Origin of the sequence: Ruixingdingia sedimenti (genome assembly GCF_031432425.1) — a bacterium.
Taxonomy (GTDB): Bacteria; Pseudomonadota; Alphaproteobacteria; order Rhodobacterales; family Rhodobacteraceae; genus Ruixingdingia; species Ruixingdingia sedimenti.
The window spans coordinates 1-15,712 of the sequence record NZ_JAVKPH010000052.1 but is presented as its reverse complement, the minus strand read 5'-3'; the positions used below and the strand labels follow the sequence as shown (position 1 = coordinate 15,712).

Below are 15,712 nucleotides of genomic sequence, written 5' to 3'. Positions count from 1 at the left end.
GGGGGCCCAAAGCCCCCGGCCAGCGCCCGCCCCGCCCATGGCGGGCGCTTCTCGCCCGCCGGGGCAGGCGCTGGCCTCTCGGGTCTGGGGCGTCTTGGTTTCCAGCGGCACCGCCGCGCGAACGGGCGGGGGAAACGCAATGCGTTTCCTCTTCCCGCCCGCCCGGCCGTGGTAGGGATGTCGTCCCTCGCCCCGGGGCGCGCCGCCCCGGACCTCTCGACGCGGATCAGCCCTTCGGGCCGATCATGTCCTCGGGCCGCACGATGCGGTCGAAGGTCTCGCCATCGACGAAGCCGAGCGCGATCGCCTCTTCGCGCAGGGTGGTGCCGTTCTTGTGCGCGGTCTTGGCGACCTTGGTGGCGTTGTCGTAGCCGATGGTGGGCGCCAGCGCCGTCACCAGCATCAGCGATTCCTTCATCAGCCTGTCGATGCGCGCCACGTTGGCCAGCGTGCCCACCACCATGTTGTCGGTGAACGACCCCGCCGCGTCGCCCAGCAACTGCATGCTCTGCAACACGTTGTAGGCCATCATCGGGTTGTAGACGTTCAGTTCGAAATGCCCCTGCGACCCGGCAAAGCCCACGGCGGCGTCGTTGCCCATGACATGGGCGCAGACCATCGTCAGCGCCTCTGCCTGCGTCGGGTTCACCTTGCCCGGCATGATCGAGGACCCCGGCTCGTTTTCCGGCAGGATCAGTTCGCCCAGACCCGACCGGGGGCCGGACCCCAGAAGCCGCATGTCGTTGGCGATCTTGAACAGGCTCGCCGCGACGGTCTTGAGCGCGCCCGAGAACATGACCATCGCGTCATGCGCCGCCAGCGCCTCGAACTTGTTCGGCGCGGTGACGAAGGGCAGGCCGGTGATGTCGGCGATCTGCGCCGCCACGCGCGCATCCCAGCCGACGCGGGTGTTCAGCCCGGTGCCCACCGCGGTGCCGCCCTGTGCCAGTTCGTAGATGTCGGGCAGGCAGGCCTTCACCCGTTCGATCCCCTTGGCCACCTGATGGGCATAGCCGCCGAATTCCTGCCCCAAGGTCAGGGGCGTCGCATCCTGCGTATGGGTGCGGCCGATCTTGATGATGTCCTTGAATTCTTCCGCCTTCGCCACCAGCGCCTTGTGCAGCTTTTCCAGCCCCGGCAGCAGCACGTCGCGCGCATGCATGCCGATGGCGACATGCATCGCCGTGGGGAAGGTGTCGTTCGACGACTGGCCCATGTTCACATGGTCGTTCGGGTGCACGGGCTTCTTGGATCCCTTGACGCCGCCCAGCATCTCGATCGCGCGGTTCGAGATCACCTCGTTGGCGTTCATGTTCGACTGGGTGCCCGATCCGGTCTGCCAGACCACCAGCGGGAAGTTGTCGTCGAACCGGCCCTCGATCACCTCCTGCGCGGCGGCGGCGATGGCGTCGGCCAGTTCGGGCGCCATGTCGCCCTGCGCCTTGTTGACCAGCGCGCAGGCCTTCTTGATCACGCCGAGCGCGCGGATCACCGGCACCGGCTGGCGTTCCCAGCCGATCGGGAAGTTCATGATGGAACGCTGCGTCTGCGCGCCCCAGTACTTGTCGGCGGGAACCTCCAGCGGGCCGAAGCTGTCGGTCTCGGTGCGGGTCGCGGTCATCGGGAAGCCTCCTTGATGCGTTGCCGCTTGATAGGGGCGCGCGCGGGCAAAATCAATCTGCGTACCGCGGTATACCGTTGGTATGTGGGGGGCGGCGGCGGGGCCAGCCTGAAGATGCAGGCCGCTTTCCATCCCGCGTGCGTGCAGGTCTTCAGGCTGGCACAAATATCCCGGGGTCCGGGGCGGCGCCCCGGCGCTGCCCTCGCCACAACCGCCCCGCCCGAAGGTGGGGCGGCCGGACGGGGGCCTTCGGGGCGCAATGAAAGGGCGCGCGCACCCCGCAGGGGGCGGCACTGGCCAGCGGTGCGATCCTGTGTCACACTCCGCCCGTCGCCTGCCGATCTGCCAGCCGCATCCGCTCCGTTTTCCGCGACGATGAAAGGCCCTCCCATGCAAGAGATGACCTCCTCCCCGCGCGAAAGGCTGATCCTGCCCTTCCTCGCGCCGTTCTATCATGCCTTTGCGCAGCCCGTGGGCTGGGCGGTGTTCCGCCTCATCATCGGCGCCTATCTGATGGTCGAGGGCTGGCCCAAGATCACCGCGCCGATGGCGATGGTTCCCTTTGTCGAAAGCATCGGTTTCGCCCCGGGCTGGTTCTTTTCGCCGCTGCTGGCGGTGGTGAACTTCATCGGCGGGGCGCTGATCGTGCTGGGCCTGCTGACGCGGCCGGTGGCGCTGGCCAATGCGGTGATGCTGGCGGTGACGTGGTGGTTCCACTACACCCATCCCTATGGCGATGCCTTCCTGACCGCCGAGGGGATCGCGTTCCTGAAGGACAACCTGCAATATCTGACCGCCGAGGGGCAGGCGAACCTGCTGGCCGATGGCGGCACGGATTTCCTGCATCTGGTGCAGTTCAAGGCGGAAACGAACTCGATCTTCTGGGCGGCGGGCGCGGCGCTGATCGCGGCTTTCGGCGGCGGTGCGCTGGCGGTGGACCGGCTGCTCGGGCGCGAGTTCTGAGGGCGCGGGGCGGATCGAGGCTCAACCCGCCGGTCCGGCGGGCGAAGGCACGCGCCTTCGCCCATGCGATACAGATACCGCTGCCCCCGCCCGGGCCGAACCGTAGCGTGGACGTCGATCCCCCTCAGACCACCCGTTCGACCCGCGCGCCGGCGCAGATCGGGTGGTCCGCCAGCATCGGCGCCAGCGCCGCCTGCATGGCGGCGAAGGCGGGCCCGGCGAAGATCAGTTCGGTATACCGCGGCCCGACGATGGAGCCCATGAACCGCCCGGCCTCGCCCATCCGGTCCTCCATCGCGGCAAGGATCGCCTCTGCCGGCCAGTCCGCGTAGACCTCGGGCGCAAGGCCGGTGCCGTCGAGCGCGATGGCCAGCACCTCGGCGCTGCCGAAACGGCGCAGTTCCGCGCCCGTCTCGTCCAGCAGCAGGCTGTCCCTCGGGGCGGCGAAGAAAGCCAGCACATCCGCCGCCAGATCCAGCGCCGCCGCATCGGTCAGCGCCAGATCCAGATCCACGAACACGATGGCGCCGTCGGCGCGTTGCAGCGTACCGCCGCCCGTCACCTCGCCCTTGCCGCGCCGGCGCAGGATGACGTCCAGCGGGTCGGCGAACATCAGATCGCGGTCGGCGGGCGTCAGCCGGATCGGCAGACGCGCGGTGACGCGGATCACTTGCGGAACTTGTCGAGGCTCACCACCTCGGCCGCGCGGGGCGGGGTGGGATCGTCGTCGCCGTCATCCTCTTCGCCCTCGTCCTCGTCATCCTCGTCGTCCGAAGCGTGGGTCTCGAACCGCAGGCCGAATTCGACCGAAGGGTCCACGAAGGTGCGCAAAGCGTCGAAGGGGATGCGCAGCGGCTCCGGCTGGTTGCCGAAGTTGAGCGTGATGGTGAAGCCCTCGTCGTCGACCATCAGGTTCTCGAACCAGTGCTGGATGACGATGGTCATTTCCGCCGGATAGCGCGCGCGCAGCCAGTCGGCGATCTGCACCTCGGGGTGGGTGGTGTCGAAGGTGATGAAGAAGTGATGCGCCCCCGGCAGGCCATCGCTGGCCACATCGGCCAGCACCTGCTGAATCAGACCGCGCATCGCACGATGCATCAGGTTGCCGTAGTCAATGGATCGCGCCATTCCGTCCCCTTTCGTCAATGCGGCCAGCATAGGGGATTCGTTGCCCAAGGGAAGGGGGCGCGCGGGGCCGGAAAAAGGGGGGGGAAGGTGCAGGCTTCTGTTGCCAGGCGCCTGCGAGCCCCGCCTTGCGCGGCTAAGCGCAAGGGCTTCAGGTTTCGGTTACCCGAGCTGCTTACGCAGCCAGAGCGACCGGAGCACGGTTGTCGTTGGCAACTGTACTTTTCGCACCGATAACGGTGGTAGCTCACCGGGACAAAGCAGACACCTTTAGACGTTCGTCGATCCTGTTTCGGCCCCATGTGCCCCCAACGAGGGATTCTGGTGGAGCCGCCGGGTACCGCCCCCGGGTCCGATCCGCTTATTCCGTGCGCGTTTATGCCCATAGTCCGGGTCGCCCCGGACAGGCTCAATATAGGCGGGCGGGCGGGCCGGTTTCAAGGGGGGCTTGCGGCTGCGGGCCGGAAGAACGGCGGCCGCGGGACACGCCCGTCGCCGGGCGTGTCCGGGGACGGGATCAGAACCCGGCCTTGATCTTTTCGAACTCCGCCAGCATGCGGTCGCGCATCGCATGCGGGATCGGGGTCTGGGTCAGCAGCGTGGTTTCCACCGGGTTCACGTCGGCGGCCACCAGTTCTTCCTCGGTCAGGGTCTCGATGCCCGCGGCGTTGGTGCTGGCATAGTTGAAACCTTCCAGCAGCGCCTTGGCCGAGGACGGGTCGATCCAGGCGTTCATGAAGTCATAGGCCTTGTCCTCGGATCCCGGCGCGTCCTTGAAGTTGACATAGCCGCAGAACCAGGTCGCCGCCCCTTCCTGCGCCTGGCGCTGGAAGGCGATGGGCAGGTTTTCCTGCCGCGTCACCGCCACCACGTCGTTCCAGGCCCAGGCCAGCAGAACCTCGCCCGTCGCCATCAGCTGCGCGGCCTCGGACGGGTCGGACCAGTAGGCGCGCACCTGCGGATGCGCCTTGCGCAGCCAGTCGGCGGCGGCGGTGAACTGTTCCTCGGTCAGGTTCGACCAGTCGCTGACGCCGGTGGCCAGCAGCGCCAGCGACCAGATGTCGTCGGTGTTGTCGGGCAGCGAGATCCGCCCGGCATATTTCGGATCGAGGAACACCTGGAGCGAGGCGACATCGGCCTCGGGCACCTGTTCTGTGTTCCAGGCGATGGCGGTATAGGCATAGTCGGTCGGGATGTACCAGACGCCCGCGTCATCCTTGAAGATCGGCGATTCGAGGAACCGCGCCTCGATATTGGCGAATTCGGGGATGCGGCTGACATCCCAGGGCTCGATCAGCCCGGCGTCGCGGTATTTCGACACCATCTGCGAACAGGGATGCGCGACATCGGCCTTGAAGCCCGAGGCGACCTTCTGGAACGCCTCGTCATCGTCGCCGTAAAGCGCATAGGTGGGCGCCTGGCCGTGCTTTTCGGCATAGGCCTGGATGAGGTTCTCATCCTCGAAACCGGCCCAGTCGAACACGATCAGTTGCGGGTCGGCCGCCAGCGACGGCGTGGCCACCGCAAGCGCCAGAACCGAGGCCGTCAGGGCGTTGAAGCGTTTCATGGTCCATCCTCTGAACAGGGGTCATGGCGCGAAGCTAGGGTACTGTCGGCAAACGCTCAAGGGCGTTTGCGGGGCCCCGGCGGACGGGCGCGCCGGGCCGCCTGCGGGGCGGGCAGGGGGGCCGCCCGTTGCCTGCGCCGCAGGCGGGGCTTGCCAGCCTGCCCGCCATGCGGGACAAGGGAGTGCCGCGATGCGCGCGGCGGCGACGGCGGCGGAGGGCGCAGGATGATCGGGCCGGCCTGGTGCGCGATGATGGCGCGCTACAACATCTGGCAGAACCGCAACCTGATCGCCGCCGCCGACACGCTGGACGATGCCGCCCGCCGCGCCGCGCGCGGGGCCTTCTTCGGATCCATCGCCGGCACGCTGTCGCATCTGCTGTGGGGCGACCGGATGTGGCTGTCGCGGTTCGAGGGCCAGCCGCGCCCGCCGGGCAGCATCGACGCCAGCCCCGCGGCCTTTCCCGACTGGGCGGGCTACCGCGCCGCGCGGGCGGAAACCGATGCCCATATCCTCGACTGGGCGACGGGTCTGGCGGCGGGGGATCTGGAGGGGGATCTCTACTGGTATTCCGGCGCGCTCGGCCGCGACACCAGCGCGCCGATGGCGCTGTGCGTGGTGCATTTCTTCAACCACCAGACGCATCACCGCGGCCAGGTCCATGCGATGCTGACCGCCGCCGGGGCCCGGCCGGGGGTGACGGATCTGTTCGTCATGCCGGGCCCCGGGGCCGGCGACGATTCGCCCGCGCCGTAAGGGCCCGGTCACACGCCGCTGTGGCAGACGGCGGAGGCCCCGAAGGCTGGCCTTTGCGGATCGCGGCGGGGTACCGGCCCGCCCGGGGCAGCACGGCGCAACAGGCAGGGGGCAGGAATGGGGCGGCCGACGGATCGCATCGCCATCGTCACGGGGGCAAGCAGGGGCATCGGCGCCGCCATCGCGCGGCGGTTCGCCGAAGAGGGCGCAGGGGTCGCCGTCTGCGACATCCTGCACGACCGCGCCCGCCAGACCGCGCCCGCCGGACCGCGGCGGAACTGTCCGCCGCGGGCCACAGGGCGATCGCCGTGGATCTGGATGCCGCCGCGCCCGCGTCGTGGGACGCGGCCTGCGCCCGGATCCTCGACTGGGCGGGGGGCGGCGCATATCCTTGTGAACAACGCCGGGATCAACGACCGCAAGACCATCATCGACGCCACGCCCGAGGAATGGAACCGCACGCTGTCGGTCAACCTCACGGGCGCGTTCCTGGGGATGAAGACCATGGCGCCCGCGATCCGCCGGGCGGGCGGCGGTGTCGTCGCGCCGGCGGCGAGGGCGCCGCCGGGGGCTTCGCGCCCCCGGACCCCCGCGGGATATTTAAGGACAGAAAGTGAAGAAGGCCGGGCAAGAGCCCGACCCGGATCACTTTCTGTCCTTAAATATCCCCGCCGGAGGCCGCCGGCCTTTCCACCCCCGCCACCGCCGGGCGGGAAAGTGCCGCGGGCGGCTTGCGCCGGGGCGCGGGGCGGCGGAAAGTGGGGCGCCCGTATCCCGTGAGTGCAACCGGAGCCCGCCATGCCCACCGCCGCCCGGCTGATCGCCGCCGCCGTCTTTCTGGCCGTCGCCTATGTCGCGGCGGAACTGTTCAAGCCCGGCCTGCCGCCCGAAACCCAGTTCGGCTGGTTCGCCCCGATCTGCGCCGCCGCGGGCTTCGTCGTCGGCTGGGCCGTGATGGGGGGGCTTGCCGGGCGGGGGTATCTGCCTGCGGCGGGATCGGGGCTGCGGACCTCGGTCACCATCGTGTTCTGGGTGCTGCTGGGATTTTCGGTGCGCGAGATGATCCTGCGGTCCATCCGCATGCGCTATGACGGCGTGTTCGACGCGATCGAGGGGACGTTCGACATCATGCTGGACTACGGCCTTGCGCTGTTGCGGCCGGAACCGCTGGTGGCGCTGGCCATCGGCGGGGTGCTGGGGGGGCTGCTGGTCGAATGGGGCAACCGGCGGTGGCGTTGAGCACGGTTTTCCTCTGCGGCCCGCTGGCCCATGCGCCGCTGCTGGCGGCGGTGCTGGGGCGGGCGGTGGCGCTGGCGCCCGCCATGCTGCCCGGCCATGCGCTGGTCTGGTCGCCCGCGCGGGGGCGGGTGGCGCTGGTGGCGGGCGGGCCGGGCGTGGCGGGGGCGCGGGCGGCGGTGACGGCGGCGGATCTGGCGCGGCTCGACCATTACGCGGTCGCCGCCGGGGCCGCGCCCGCCGCGGTCGCGCTGGACGACGGGGCGCCGGTGCGCACATGGCGCGCCCCGCCGCCGGCCGATGCCGCGCCGTTCGACCCCGCCGGTTGGGCCGCGCGCCATGCGGCGGTGGCCGTCGCCGTGGCGGCGGACATCATGGCGCTTTACGGCACCCGGCCCGCGGCGGCGCTGGCCGCGCGGCATCAGATGATGCTGGTCCGCGCGGCCTCGCGCCTGCGCGCCGCGGGGCCCGCGCCGGCCACCATCCGCCGCCCCTGCGCCCCCGGCGATGTGCACCTGCTGGCGCGGCGGCAGCCCTACGCCAATTTCTTCGCCGTCGAGGAATACGACCTGCGCCACCGCCGCTTCGACGGTGCGATGAGCCCGGCGATCAACCGCGCGGCCTTCATCTCGGGCGATGCGGCGACGGTGCTGCCCTATGATCCGGTGCGCGACAGGGTGCTGGTGATCGAACAGTTCCGCCCCGGGCCGCAGGCGCGCGGCGACGCGAATCCCTGGCTGCTGGAACCCGTCGCGGGCCGCATCGACCCCGCCGAGACGCCCGAGGACGCCGCACGGCGCGAGGCGGCAGAGGAAGCGGGGCTGACCCTCGGCGCGCTGATCCGCATCGCGGCCTATTATCCCAGCCCCGCCGCCAAGACCGAATTCCTGTATTCCTTCGTCGCGCTGGCCGATCTGCCGGACGATGCCGCCGGGCGCCTCGGCGGCATGGCCGACGAACACGAGGACATCCGCGCGCATCTTCTGCCCTTCGAACGGCTGATGCAAGTCGCCGCCACGCCCGAGGGCGCGAACGGCCCGCTGATCCTGTCGGCCTTCTGGCTGGCCGCCAACCGCGACCGGCTGCGCGCGGCCGGCGCGGGGGGCGAGTTGCTTGAGTTCCCGCCCGGCCCCGCCTAAACCTGTGGGGAAAACCAAAGGAGCCCGCGATGCGCATGTGCAGCGACCTGGCCGACAGCATCGGCAAGACCCCCCTGATCCGGCTGCGCAAGGCCAGCGCCGCGACGGGCTGCGAGATCTGGGGCAAGGCAGAGTTCCTGAACCCCGGCCAGTCGATCAAGGACCGCGCCGCGCTCTACATCATCCGCGACGCGGTGGCGAAGGGGCAACTGAAACCCGGCGGCACCATCGTCGAGGGCACGGCGGGCAATACCGGGATCGGGCTGGCGCTGGTGGGGGCCAGCATGGGCTTTCGCACGGTGATCGTGATCCCGGAAACGCAGAGCCAGGAAAAGAAGGACATGCTGCGGCTGGCAGGCGCCGAACTGGTGCAGGTGCCCGCGGCGCCCTATTCGAATCCGAACAATTACGTGCGCTATTCGGGCCGTCTGGCCGCCGAACTTGCCAGAACCGAACCCAACGGTGCGATCTGGGCGAACCAGTTCGACAACGTGGCGAACCGGCAGGCGCATGCCGAAACCACGGGGCCGGAAATCTGGGACCAGACCGGCGGCAAGGTCGACGGCTTCATCTGCGCGGTGGGGTCGGGCGGGACGCTCGCGGGGGTGGCGATGGCGCTGCAACCCAAGGGGGTCAAGATCGGGCTGGCCGATCCCGAGGGCGCGGCGCTTTATTCCTTCTATACCGACGGCGTGCTGAAATCCGAAGGCAACTCGATCACCGAGGGCATCGGGCAGGGGCGCGTGACCGCGAACCTCGAAGGCTTCACCCCCGATTTCGCCTGCCGCGTCCCGGATACCGAGGCGCTGCCGATCGTCTTTGACCTGCTGGCCGAAGAGGGGCTGTGCCTTGGCGGGTCGTCCGGGATCAACGTGGCGGGCGCGATCCGCATGGCGCGGCACATGGGGCCGGGGCACACCATCGTGACGGTGCTGTGCGATTACGGCACGCGCTATCAGTCGAAGCTGTTCAACCCCGAATTCCTGCGCGCCAAGGGCCTGCCGGTTCCGGCCTGGCTCGACGGCCCGGGCCGCGCGCTGCCAGAGGTCTACGAGGGCTGATGCGCCGCGCCGTCGCCCTGCTTGCGCTGCTGGCGGCCCTGGCGCTGTGGGCCGCGGGTCCGGCGGCGGCGCAGAACATTTCCTGGTGGCTGGGCACAGCCGCGGCGCAGACGGGGTCCGACCAGCCCGCCGTCCAGTTGCCCGACTATGACGCCTGGGCCGATTTCGCCCGCCAGGTCGAGGCCGCGACCGAGGACAGCCGCGCCACCAACCTGTCGCTGGAACAGCTGCGCGCGCAGCTGGTGGACTGGCGCGAAAGGTTCCTGAGCGCGCAGCGCACCAACACCACGCGGATCGAGACCATCCGGGCGCAGATCGGGGTTCTGGGCCCCGTACCGGCGGAAGGCGCGACCGAACCCGAAGAGATCGCGACCCGGCGCAAGGAACTGGAACAGGAACTCGCCCGGCTTCAGGCCCCCGGATTGACGGCCGAAGAGGCGTATCGCCGCGCCGACGGCCTCATCCGCGAAATCGACAGCATCCTGCGCGAACGGCAGGCGGACGAGTTGCTGCGGCTCTGGCCCTCGCCGCTCAATCCGGCGAACTGGCCGGCCGGATGGGGGGAACTGCGCGACACCAACAAGGCGCTGTGGTCGGAGGTCGAGCGCGCCTGGGCCAGCGAGCCCCGCCGGGCGGAGGCAGAGGCGAACCTGCCGCTGATCCTGCTTTACCTCGCCTTCGCCGGGGTGCTGATCCTGCGCGGGCGGGCGTGGATGGAGACGCTGTCGCAGCGCATGCACCAGAAGGCCACCGCGCGCGGGCGCGATGTCTGGGCGCTGGTCGTCTCTCTGGGCCAGATCGTGCTGCCGGCGGGCGGGGTCTACGCGCTGGTCGCGGCGATCCGGGCGACCGGCATGGTGGGTCTGCTGGGCGATGTGCTGGTATCGACGCTGCCGATGGTGGGCCTTTTCGTGTTCACCACGATCTGGCTCGGCGGGCGCATCTTCCCGCGCGACGACCGCAGCGACGCCCTGCTGCGCCTGGCCCCCGACCGGCGGGCCGAGGGCCGGCTTCTGGTCGCCGCCTTCGGGGTGGTGATCGGGCTCGACCTGCTGCGCCGCGCGGTGATGGATTCGGGCCGGTCCGAGGCCGCGACGGCGGTGCTGAGCTTTCCGGTGCTGGTGCTGGCGGGGATCATCCTGTTCCGCCTGGGCCAGCTTCTGGTGCTGCACACGCGCAACGATGCGACGCAGGGCGAACCCGTCAGCTATCGCAACCGGCTGATCCTGCTGGTGGGGCGCGCCGCAATGGCGATCGGCGCCGTGGGGCCGCTGCTGGCGGCGGTGGGCTATGTGCCCGCGGCCTCCGCCGTGGTCTATCCGGCGATCCTGTCGCTGATGCTGTTCGGGCTTCTGCTGATCGCGCAGCGGTTCGTGGGCGATCTCTACGCGCTGGTGACGCGGGGCGAGGACGGCGCGCGCGATGCGCTGTTTCCCGTGGTGGTGGGGTTCCTGCTGCTGCTGGCGGTGCTGCCGGTATTCGCGCTGATCTGGGGCGCGCGCGTCGCCGATCTCGAGGAACTGTGGAACCGCTTCCGCGAGGGGTTCACCTTCGGGCAGACGCGCGTCTCGCCCTCGGATTTCGTGGTCTTCACGGTGGTCTTCGTCGTGGGCTATGCGCTCACCCGGCTTGTGCAGGGGGCCTTGCAGACATCGGTCCTGCCCAAGACCTCGCTCGACAAGGGCGGGCAGAACGCGATCGTCGTGGGGCTCGGCTATCTGGGCATCATGCTGGCGGCGCTGGCGGCGATCACCGCGGCGGGCATCGACCTGTCGAGCCTCGCCATCGTCGCGGGGGCGCTGTCGGTCGGCATCGGTTTCGGCTTGCAGAACATCGTGTCGAACTTCGTGTCCGGCATCATCCTGCTGATCGAGCGCCCGGTATCCGAGGGCGACTGGATCGAGGTCGGCGGGGTCATGGGCACGGTGCGGGGGATTTCCGTCCGTTCCACCCGCATCCAGACCTTCGACCGCACCGATGTGATCGTCCCCAACTCCGACCTCATCGCGGGGCGGGTGACGAACTGGACGCGGTTCAACCTGAACGGGCGGCTGATCGTGACGGTGGGGGTGGCCTATGGCGCCGACACCCGCAAGGTCGAACGCATCCTCCAGGAAATCGCCGAGGCGCAGCCCCTTGCGGTGATGAATCCGCCGCCCACGGTGCTGCTGACGGCGCTGGCGCCGGAAAGCATGAATTTCGAGATCCGCGTGATCCTGCGCGACGTGAACTTCATCATGCCGGTGCGGTCCGAGATCAATCACCAGATCGCGGAACGTTTCGCCGAGGAAGGCATCGGCATCTCGGTCGCGCCGCGCGATGTCTGGCCGCGCCCCGCCGCGCCCGCCTCGCCCATGCTGACCGCGCTGGCCGTGTTGCAGGACAGCGAGGCGATCGCGGATGACGGGACGCCGTAAAGGGGGGCGCCGATGACCGAATACCTGTTCCGCACCGATCCCTACCTCCGCCAGGCCCCCGCCCGCGTGCTGGCCCATACGCCGGAAGGCGGGATCGTGCTGGACCGGCCGCTGTTCTACCCCACCGGGGGCGGGCAGCCGGGCGACGGCGGCGCGCTGGACTGGGACGGCGGGCGCATCGCCATCGCCACCACGCTCAAGGGCGAGGGGGGCGCGGTGGTGCTGGTCCCGGCCGAACCCGCGCCGATGCCGCCGCCGGGGGCAGAGGTGCTGCAACGGCTCGACTGGGACCGGCGCCATCTGCACATGCGCGTGCATACCGCGCTGCACCTGCTGTCGGTGGTGATCCCGCTGCCGGTGACGGGCGGGCAGATCGGGGCCGGCAAGGGGCGGCTCGATTTCGACATGCTGGAGGCGCCGGCGGATGCGGCGGCGCTCGAATCCGCGCTGAACGCGCTGATCGTCCGCGACCTGCCCGTGACCGAGGACTGGATCACCGATGCCGAACTGGCCGCCAATCCGGGGCTGGTGAAAACCATGTCGGTGATGCCGCCCGCGGGGCAGGGGCGGGTGCGGCTGGTGCGGATCGGCGCGGGGGCGGATCAGGTGGATCTGCAACCCTGCGGCGGCACCCATGTCGCGCGCACGGCAGAAATCGGCCATGTGACGTTCGGCAAGATCGAAAAGAAGGGCCGCCAGAACCGCCGCGTGACCCTGACGCTCGATCTCTGAGCCCGGCCCCCGTCACTTTCTGTCCCTTGAATATCCCCGCCGGAGGCCCCCGCCCTTTCCACCGGCACAAACGCCGGGCAGGGGCCCCCCCGCAGGCCGGGGCGGCCCTATTGCGGCCCCATGCAGCGCATCAGATCGGCGGTATCGGCCACCCCGGGCAGGTTCAGCAGCGCCTCGGCCAGCGCCTGCGCCCGATCCGCCGCCATCACATGCCCGGCGTTCGACAGGAACTTGTCCACCAGTTCCGGCGTGGTGAAGAAGGTCGCGCTGCCCGGGGCGCCGGTGCCCTTGGGGTGGCTGCGTTCGGCCGCGAACACCTGCCCGCGCGCCCGCACCTCGACCCGCGAGGGGCGGCTGCCGCCATCGGCCAGCAGCGATTTCACATAGTCCGGGTGCACCACATGCCGCACCCGTTCCATCAGCGCCATGACCGAGGGCGCATGGACGTTCTCGGGCCGCTGCCAGTCGGGCCCCGACGCAAAGCGATGCGCGCCGAGCGCCATGCCATGGGCGATGGAAAACTGCGCGTCGGTCACATCGGTGATCGCGTTGTTCATCCAGATCGGGCGTTCGACGAAGCCCTCCACCCAGACGGTGATCTCCTCGATCTCGTCCGGGCGCAGGTTCTGGGCCGTGACGATTTCCGTCAGCGCGTCCAGCGGCGCATGCAGCACGCGGCAATGCGGATAGGGCTTGAACGAACTTTCGCGCGGGAAGATCCAGTCCGTCCCGAGGCCGCGCAGGGCGTTTTCCGGCTGCCAGCGGCGGGTGCCGATGAAGCGCGGATAACCGAATTCGGGGTCGAAGATGTCGTCGTCGCCCCGGTGGCCCAGTTCCGCCATCTGCGCCGCCGTCAGCGCCCCCTGCGCCAGCCAGCCGCCCAACATGTACTTGATCGTCGTCGCCGGCGCATGCTGCCGCCAGGCCGCGGCGGAATTGACCGGCGAGATGATGGCCGCGATCGACAGCGCGTTGCGCATCTGGTCGGGCGAAACCCCGCGCAGCCGCGCCACCGCCGCCGTGGCGCCGAAGATCGTGCTGGCGAACCCCCAGACGGGGGGCGGGCTGACCTGCCCGTCGATGATGTCGCGCAGATAGTCCATCGCCTTGCCGATGCGGTTCGACATCTCATGCGCGATGGCGGTGGCAAGGATCAGGTCTTTCCCGGTCAGCCGCAGCGCCTCTGCCGTGGCCAGCGCCCCGGGCAGCACATAGGGGCAGACATGCCCGGGCGGCAGCACCGCGTCATGGTCGAGCGCGTTGATCAGTTCGGCATTGGCGAAGGCCGCGCCCATGACCGAGGCGCGTTCCCCGGTCCCGAGGATCGTCGCCGCATCGCCCCCCTGCGCGCGCCCGTGGTCCACCCCGATCCGGCCCCGCCGGTGGGTCACGCCCGCCAGCCCGCAGCCGATGGAATCGAGGATGATGCGGATCGTTTCCTCCACCACCCTTTCGGGCAGATCCTCATAGCGCGTATCGGCGGCGAAGGCGGTGAGTTCGTTCAGCAATTGCCGATGCATGGCCCTCTCCCTCAGACGCTGCGGTTCTTCTGGTCCAGCCAGGCGACAAGACGGCGCATGCCCTCTTCCAGCCCGACCTGCGGTTCCCATCCGGTCAACGCCTTCGCGCGGGCGATATCGAAGCCGAGCCGGGTGGTGACGGGCATGTTCATCCGCGCCGTATCCAGCCGGATCTGCGGTTGCAGGTCGCTGCCGCAGACCCTGCACATCAGATCCGCCACCTCCTGCAGCGTCGCGTCATGGCCCGAGGCGATGTTCATCGCCGTGCCGGTCGCGGCGCTTTCCATCGCCATCAGGTTCGCGCGCGCCACGTCGCCGATATAGACGAAATCCTGCACCTGTGCGGGGTTGCCCTCGATCAGCGGGGCCTTGCCGGCGCGGATCTGTTCCCAGGTCTCGATCATCCGGGTCGCGTCCAGCGCGCGGGTGTGCAGCCGCTCGCCGTAAAGGCAGGAATAGCGCAGGGCGAGGAAATCCACCCCGTGCTGCTGGCCGTAGAGGTATCCCAACGCCTCGCCCATCACCTTGGACGCACAGTAGAGCATCAGGGGCGGCGGCATGCCCTGCCAGCGCAGCGGCGCCTCCTCGCTGTTGGGTTCCGTCCCCGGTGCGCCATAGACGCCGATGGAGGACGAGAACACCACCTTGCGCACGCCCTGCACGCGCGCGGCCTCCAGCACGTTCTGCAAGCCGCGGACGTTGACGTCGATCCCCACCCAGGGGTTGGCCGCCATCGGCTTGCCGAGGAACCCCGCCACCGCGAACACCCCGTCCGCGTCCTTGCAGGGGTCGAACAGTTCGTTCATCCGCAGCATGTCGCCCCGGACAAACCTGCACCGCGGATCCGTTAGCAGCGCGTCGATAGTGTCGGTGGAGCCGAGCGACAGGTTGTCGAGCAACACCACCGCGCGCGCGCCCCCGGCCAGCAACTGCTCGCCGATATGCGAACCCAGAAGGCTCGCCCCGCCCACGACGACATATTTTCCCCCGGCGATGTCCGGCATCTCTTCCTCCTCCCGCAACGAAAGGGCCGGCCACGGGGGCCGGCCCGGGGGCCTCAGCCCTTGTCCTTCGGATATTGCATCTCGGTGATCGGCTCGAACACGCAGAAGAACCGCTTTTCGGCCAGGGTGTCGCTGATCGGCATGGCGTCGGTGTTCACGCGTTTGCGGATCTGGTCGATGATGCTGTCCACGTCATCGGTGTCGCAATTGTAGACGGCGAGGTATTTCCATTCGAACGGCCCCGGGTCGCGCTGGTGTTCGCTGCGCACGAAACGCTGCGAGCTGACGACGCCCGGGATGCGCATCACATCCTGAAGGTGCTGGTTGGTGTACCATTCGTTGAAGACATCGTCGGTGCCTTCCTTGCAATTGGTGAAGACAATGAAATCGAAACGCGGCATCGGTTTCCTCCCTGTTTGCCGATGATTGTCGGTGCCGCGCGGCAGGCCGCGCGGTTCATATCACCCGAAGGTAACGCGGCCTGGCATGGCCTTGAGGGTTTCGACGGTTTCGTTGACCAGCCGGTCGAGCACTTCCTTGGCCGGGATGACGTCGCGGATCACGCTCGATC

The 15,712-nt window shown here is 69.4% G+C and carries 15 protein-coding genes and 1 other RNA gene; 8 read left to right on the top strand and 8 right to left on the bottom strand.

What is annotated here, in order from left to right; all coding sequences use genetic code 11:
- Nucleotides 1–226: 226 nt before the first annotated feature.
- Nucleotides 227–1,621, bottom strand: a complete 1,395-nt coding sequence (gene fumC / locus RGD00_RS21610; RefSeq protein ID WP_310459313.1) for a class II fumarate hydratase — start codon at nt 1,619–1,621, stop codon at nt 227–229.
- Nucleotides 1,622–2,011: 390 nt separating this feature from the next.
- Here fumC and RGD00_RS21605 point away from each other — a divergent pair, with 390 nt between their 5' ends.
- A complete protein-coding gene (locus tag RGD00_RS21605) occupies nt 2,012–2,584 on the top strand; it encodes a DoxX family protein (RefSeq protein WP_310459312.1) in 573 nt (190 codons plus the stop codon).
- Between the two features lie 124 nt (nt 2,585–2,708).
- On the opposite strand, the gene RGD00_RS21600 is transcribed toward RGD00_RS21605, so the two are convergent.
- The 4 genes from RGD00_RS21600 to RGD00_RS21585 all read right to left on the bottom strand — a co-directional run bounded on the left by RGD00_RS21600 (nt 2,709) and on the right by RGD00_RS21585 (nt 5,276).
- Nucleotides 2,709–3,254: a hypothetical protein gene (locus tag RGD00_RS21600; protein WP_310459311.1), complete on the bottom strand. Its 546-nt coding sequence runs from the start codon at nt 3,252–3,254 to the stop codon at nt 2,709–2,711.
- Nucleotides 3,251–3,712: an SspB family protein gene (locus RGD00_RS21595; protein WP_310459310.1), complete on the bottom strand. Its 462-nt coding sequence runs from the start codon at nt 3,710–3,712 to the stop codon at nt 3,251–3,253. Before RGD00_RS21595 ends, RGD00_RS21600 begins: the two co-directional genes overlap by 4 nt.
- Nucleotides 3,713–3,798: 86 nt before the next feature.
- Nucleotides 3,799–4,154, bottom strand: a transfer-messenger RNA (tmRNA) gene (ssrA, locus tag RGD00_RS21590).
- A 72-nt stretch (nt 4,155–4,226) separates the two neighbouring features.
- Nucleotides 4,227–5,276: an ABC transporter substrate-binding protein gene (locus RGD00_RS21585; RefSeq protein ID WP_310459309.1), complete on the bottom strand. Its 1,050-nt coding sequence runs from the start codon at nt 5,274–5,276 to the stop codon at nt 4,227–4,229.
- A gap of 225 nt (nt 5,277–5,501) precedes the next feature.
- Here RGD00_RS21585 and RGD00_RS21580 point away from each other — a divergent pair, with 225 nt between their 5' ends.
- The 7 genes from RGD00_RS21580 to RGD00_RS21555 all read left to right on the top strand — a co-directional run bounded on the left by RGD00_RS21580 (nt 5,502) and on the right by RGD00_RS21555 (nt 12,617).
- Nucleotides 5,502–6,032, top strand: a complete 531-nt coding sequence (locus tag RGD00_RS21580; RefSeq protein ID WP_310459308.1) for a DinB family protein — start codon at nt 5,502–5,504, stop codon at nt 6,030–6,032.
- Nucleotides 6,033–6,149: 117 nt separating this feature from the next.
- Nucleotides 6,150–6,812, top strand: coding sequence for an SDR family NAD(P)-dependent oxidoreductase (locus RGD00_RS23565; protein WP_425603447.1), 663 nt, complete (start codon nt 6,150–6,152; stop codon nt 6,810–6,812).
- A gap of 18 nt (nt 6,813–6,830) precedes the next feature.
- Nucleotides 6,831–7,271, top strand: coding sequence for a TrgA family protein (locus tag RGD00_RS21575; protein WP_310459307.1), 441 nt, complete (start codon nt 6,831–6,833; stop codon nt 7,269–7,271).
- Nucleotides 7,262–8,407, top strand: coding sequence for an NUDIX domain-containing protein (locus RGD00_RS21570; protein ID WP_310459306.1), 1,146 nt, complete (start codon nt 7,262–7,264; stop codon nt 8,405–8,407). Before RGD00_RS21575 ends, RGD00_RS21570 begins: the two co-directional genes overlap by 10 nt.
- Before the next feature lie 29 nt (nt 8,408–8,436).
- Nucleotides 8,437–9,468: a cysteine synthase A gene (locus RGD00_RS21565; protein WP_310459305.1), complete on the top strand. Its 1,032-nt coding sequence runs from the start codon at nt 8,437–8,439 to the stop codon at nt 9,466–9,468.
- Complete coding sequence (locus tag RGD00_RS21560; RefSeq protein WP_310459304.1) at nt 9,468–11,885, top strand: DUF3772 domain-containing protein; 2,418 nt, start codon at nt 9,468–9,470, stop codon at nt 11,883–11,885. The genes RGD00_RS21565 and RGD00_RS21560 overlap by 1 nt, the downstream gene beginning before the upstream one ends.
- Before the next feature lie 12 nt (nt 11,886–11,897).
- Nucleotides 11,898–12,617 carry an alanyl-tRNA editing protein gene (locus RGD00_RS21555; protein ID WP_310459303.1) on the top strand — a complete coding sequence of 240 codons (720 nt, stop codon included), beginning with the start codon at nt 11,898–11,900 and terminating at the stop codon, nt 12,615–12,617.
- Nucleotides 12,618–12,724: 107 nt separating this feature from the next.
- Here the strand turns inward: RGD00_RS21555 and RGD00_RS21550 are convergent, their stop codons facing one another.
- From RGD00_RS21550 to RGD00_RS21540, 3 genes are read right to left on the bottom strand one after another with little or no spacing between them, the layout of a single operon-like run.
- The gene (locus RGD00_RS21550; protein WP_310459302.1) at nt 12,725–14,137 is read right to left on the bottom strand and encodes an MmgE/PrpD family protein; all 1,413 of its coding nucleotides are present in this window, start codon (nt 14,135–14,137) and stop codon (nt 12,725–12,727) included.
- Nucleotides 14,138–14,148: 11 nt separating this feature from the next.
- The gene (locus RGD00_RS21545; protein WP_310459301.1) at nt 14,149–15,141 is read right to left on the bottom strand and encodes an NAD-dependent epimerase/dehydratase family protein; all 993 of its coding nucleotides are present in this window, start codon (nt 15,139–15,141) and stop codon (nt 14,149–14,151) included.
- A 53-nt stretch (nt 15,142–15,194) separates the two neighbouring features.
- Nucleotides 15,195–15,542 (bottom strand): DUF4286 family protein, encoded by a 348-nt coding sequence (locus tag RGD00_RS21540; protein ID WP_310459300.1) that lies wholly within the window; start codon nt 15,540–15,542, stop codon nt 15,195–15,197.
- Nucleotides 15,543–15,712: the final 170 nt, after the last annotated feature.

Bases quoted from the DNA above. Each gene is read 5' to 3' on its own strand.
- fumC (WP_310459313.1), bottom strand. From the start codon at position 1,621: ATGACCGCGACCCGCACCGAGACCGACAGCTTCGGCCCGCTGGAGGTT.
- RGD00_RS21605 (WP_310459312.1), top strand. From the start codon at position 2,012: ATGCAAGAGATGACCTCCTCCCCGCGCGAAAGGCTGATCCTGCCCTTC.
- RGD00_RS21595 (WP_310459310.1), bottom strand. From the start codon at position 3,712: ATGGCGCGATCCATTGACTACGGCAACCTGATGCATCGTGCGATGCGC.
- RGD00_RS21585 (WP_310459309.1), bottom strand. From the start codon at position 5,276: ATGAAACGCTTCAACGCCCTGACGGCCTCGGTTCTGGCGCTTGCGGTG.
- RGD00_RS21580 (WP_310459308.1), top strand. From the start codon at position 5,502: ATGATCGGGCCGGCCTGGTGCGCGATGATGGCGCGCTACAACATCTGG.
- RGD00_RS23565 (WP_425603447.1), top strand. From the start codon at position 6,150: ATGGGGCGGCCGACGGATCGCATCGCCATCGTCACGGGGGCAAGCAGG.
- RGD00_RS21575 (WP_310459307.1), top strand. From the start codon at position 6,831: ATGCCCACCGCCGCCCGGCTGATCGCCGCCGCCGTCTTTCTGGCCGTC.
- RGD00_RS21565 (WP_310459305.1), top strand. From the start codon at position 8,437: ATGCGCATGTGCAGCGACCTGGCCGACAGCATCGGCAAGACCCCCCTG.
- RGD00_RS21560 (WP_310459304.1), top strand. From the start codon at position 9,468: ATGCGCCGCGCCGTCGCCCTGCTTGCGCTGCTGGCGGCCCTGGCGCTG.
- RGD00_RS21555 (WP_310459303.1), top strand. From the start codon at position 11,898: ATGACCGAATACCTGTTCCGCACCGATCCCTACCTCCGCCAGGCCCCC.
- RGD00_RS21550 (WP_310459302.1), bottom strand. From the start codon at position 14,137: ATGCATCGGCAATTGCTGAACGAACTCACCGCCTTCGCCGCCGATACG.
- RGD00_RS21545 (WP_310459301.1), bottom strand. From the start codon at position 15,141: ATGCCGGACATCGCCGGGGGAAAATATGTCGTCGTGGGCGGGGCGAGC.
- RGD00_RS21540 (WP_310459300.1), bottom strand. From the start codon at position 15,542: ATGCCGCGTTTCGATTTCATTGTCTTCACCAATTGCAAGGAAGGCACC.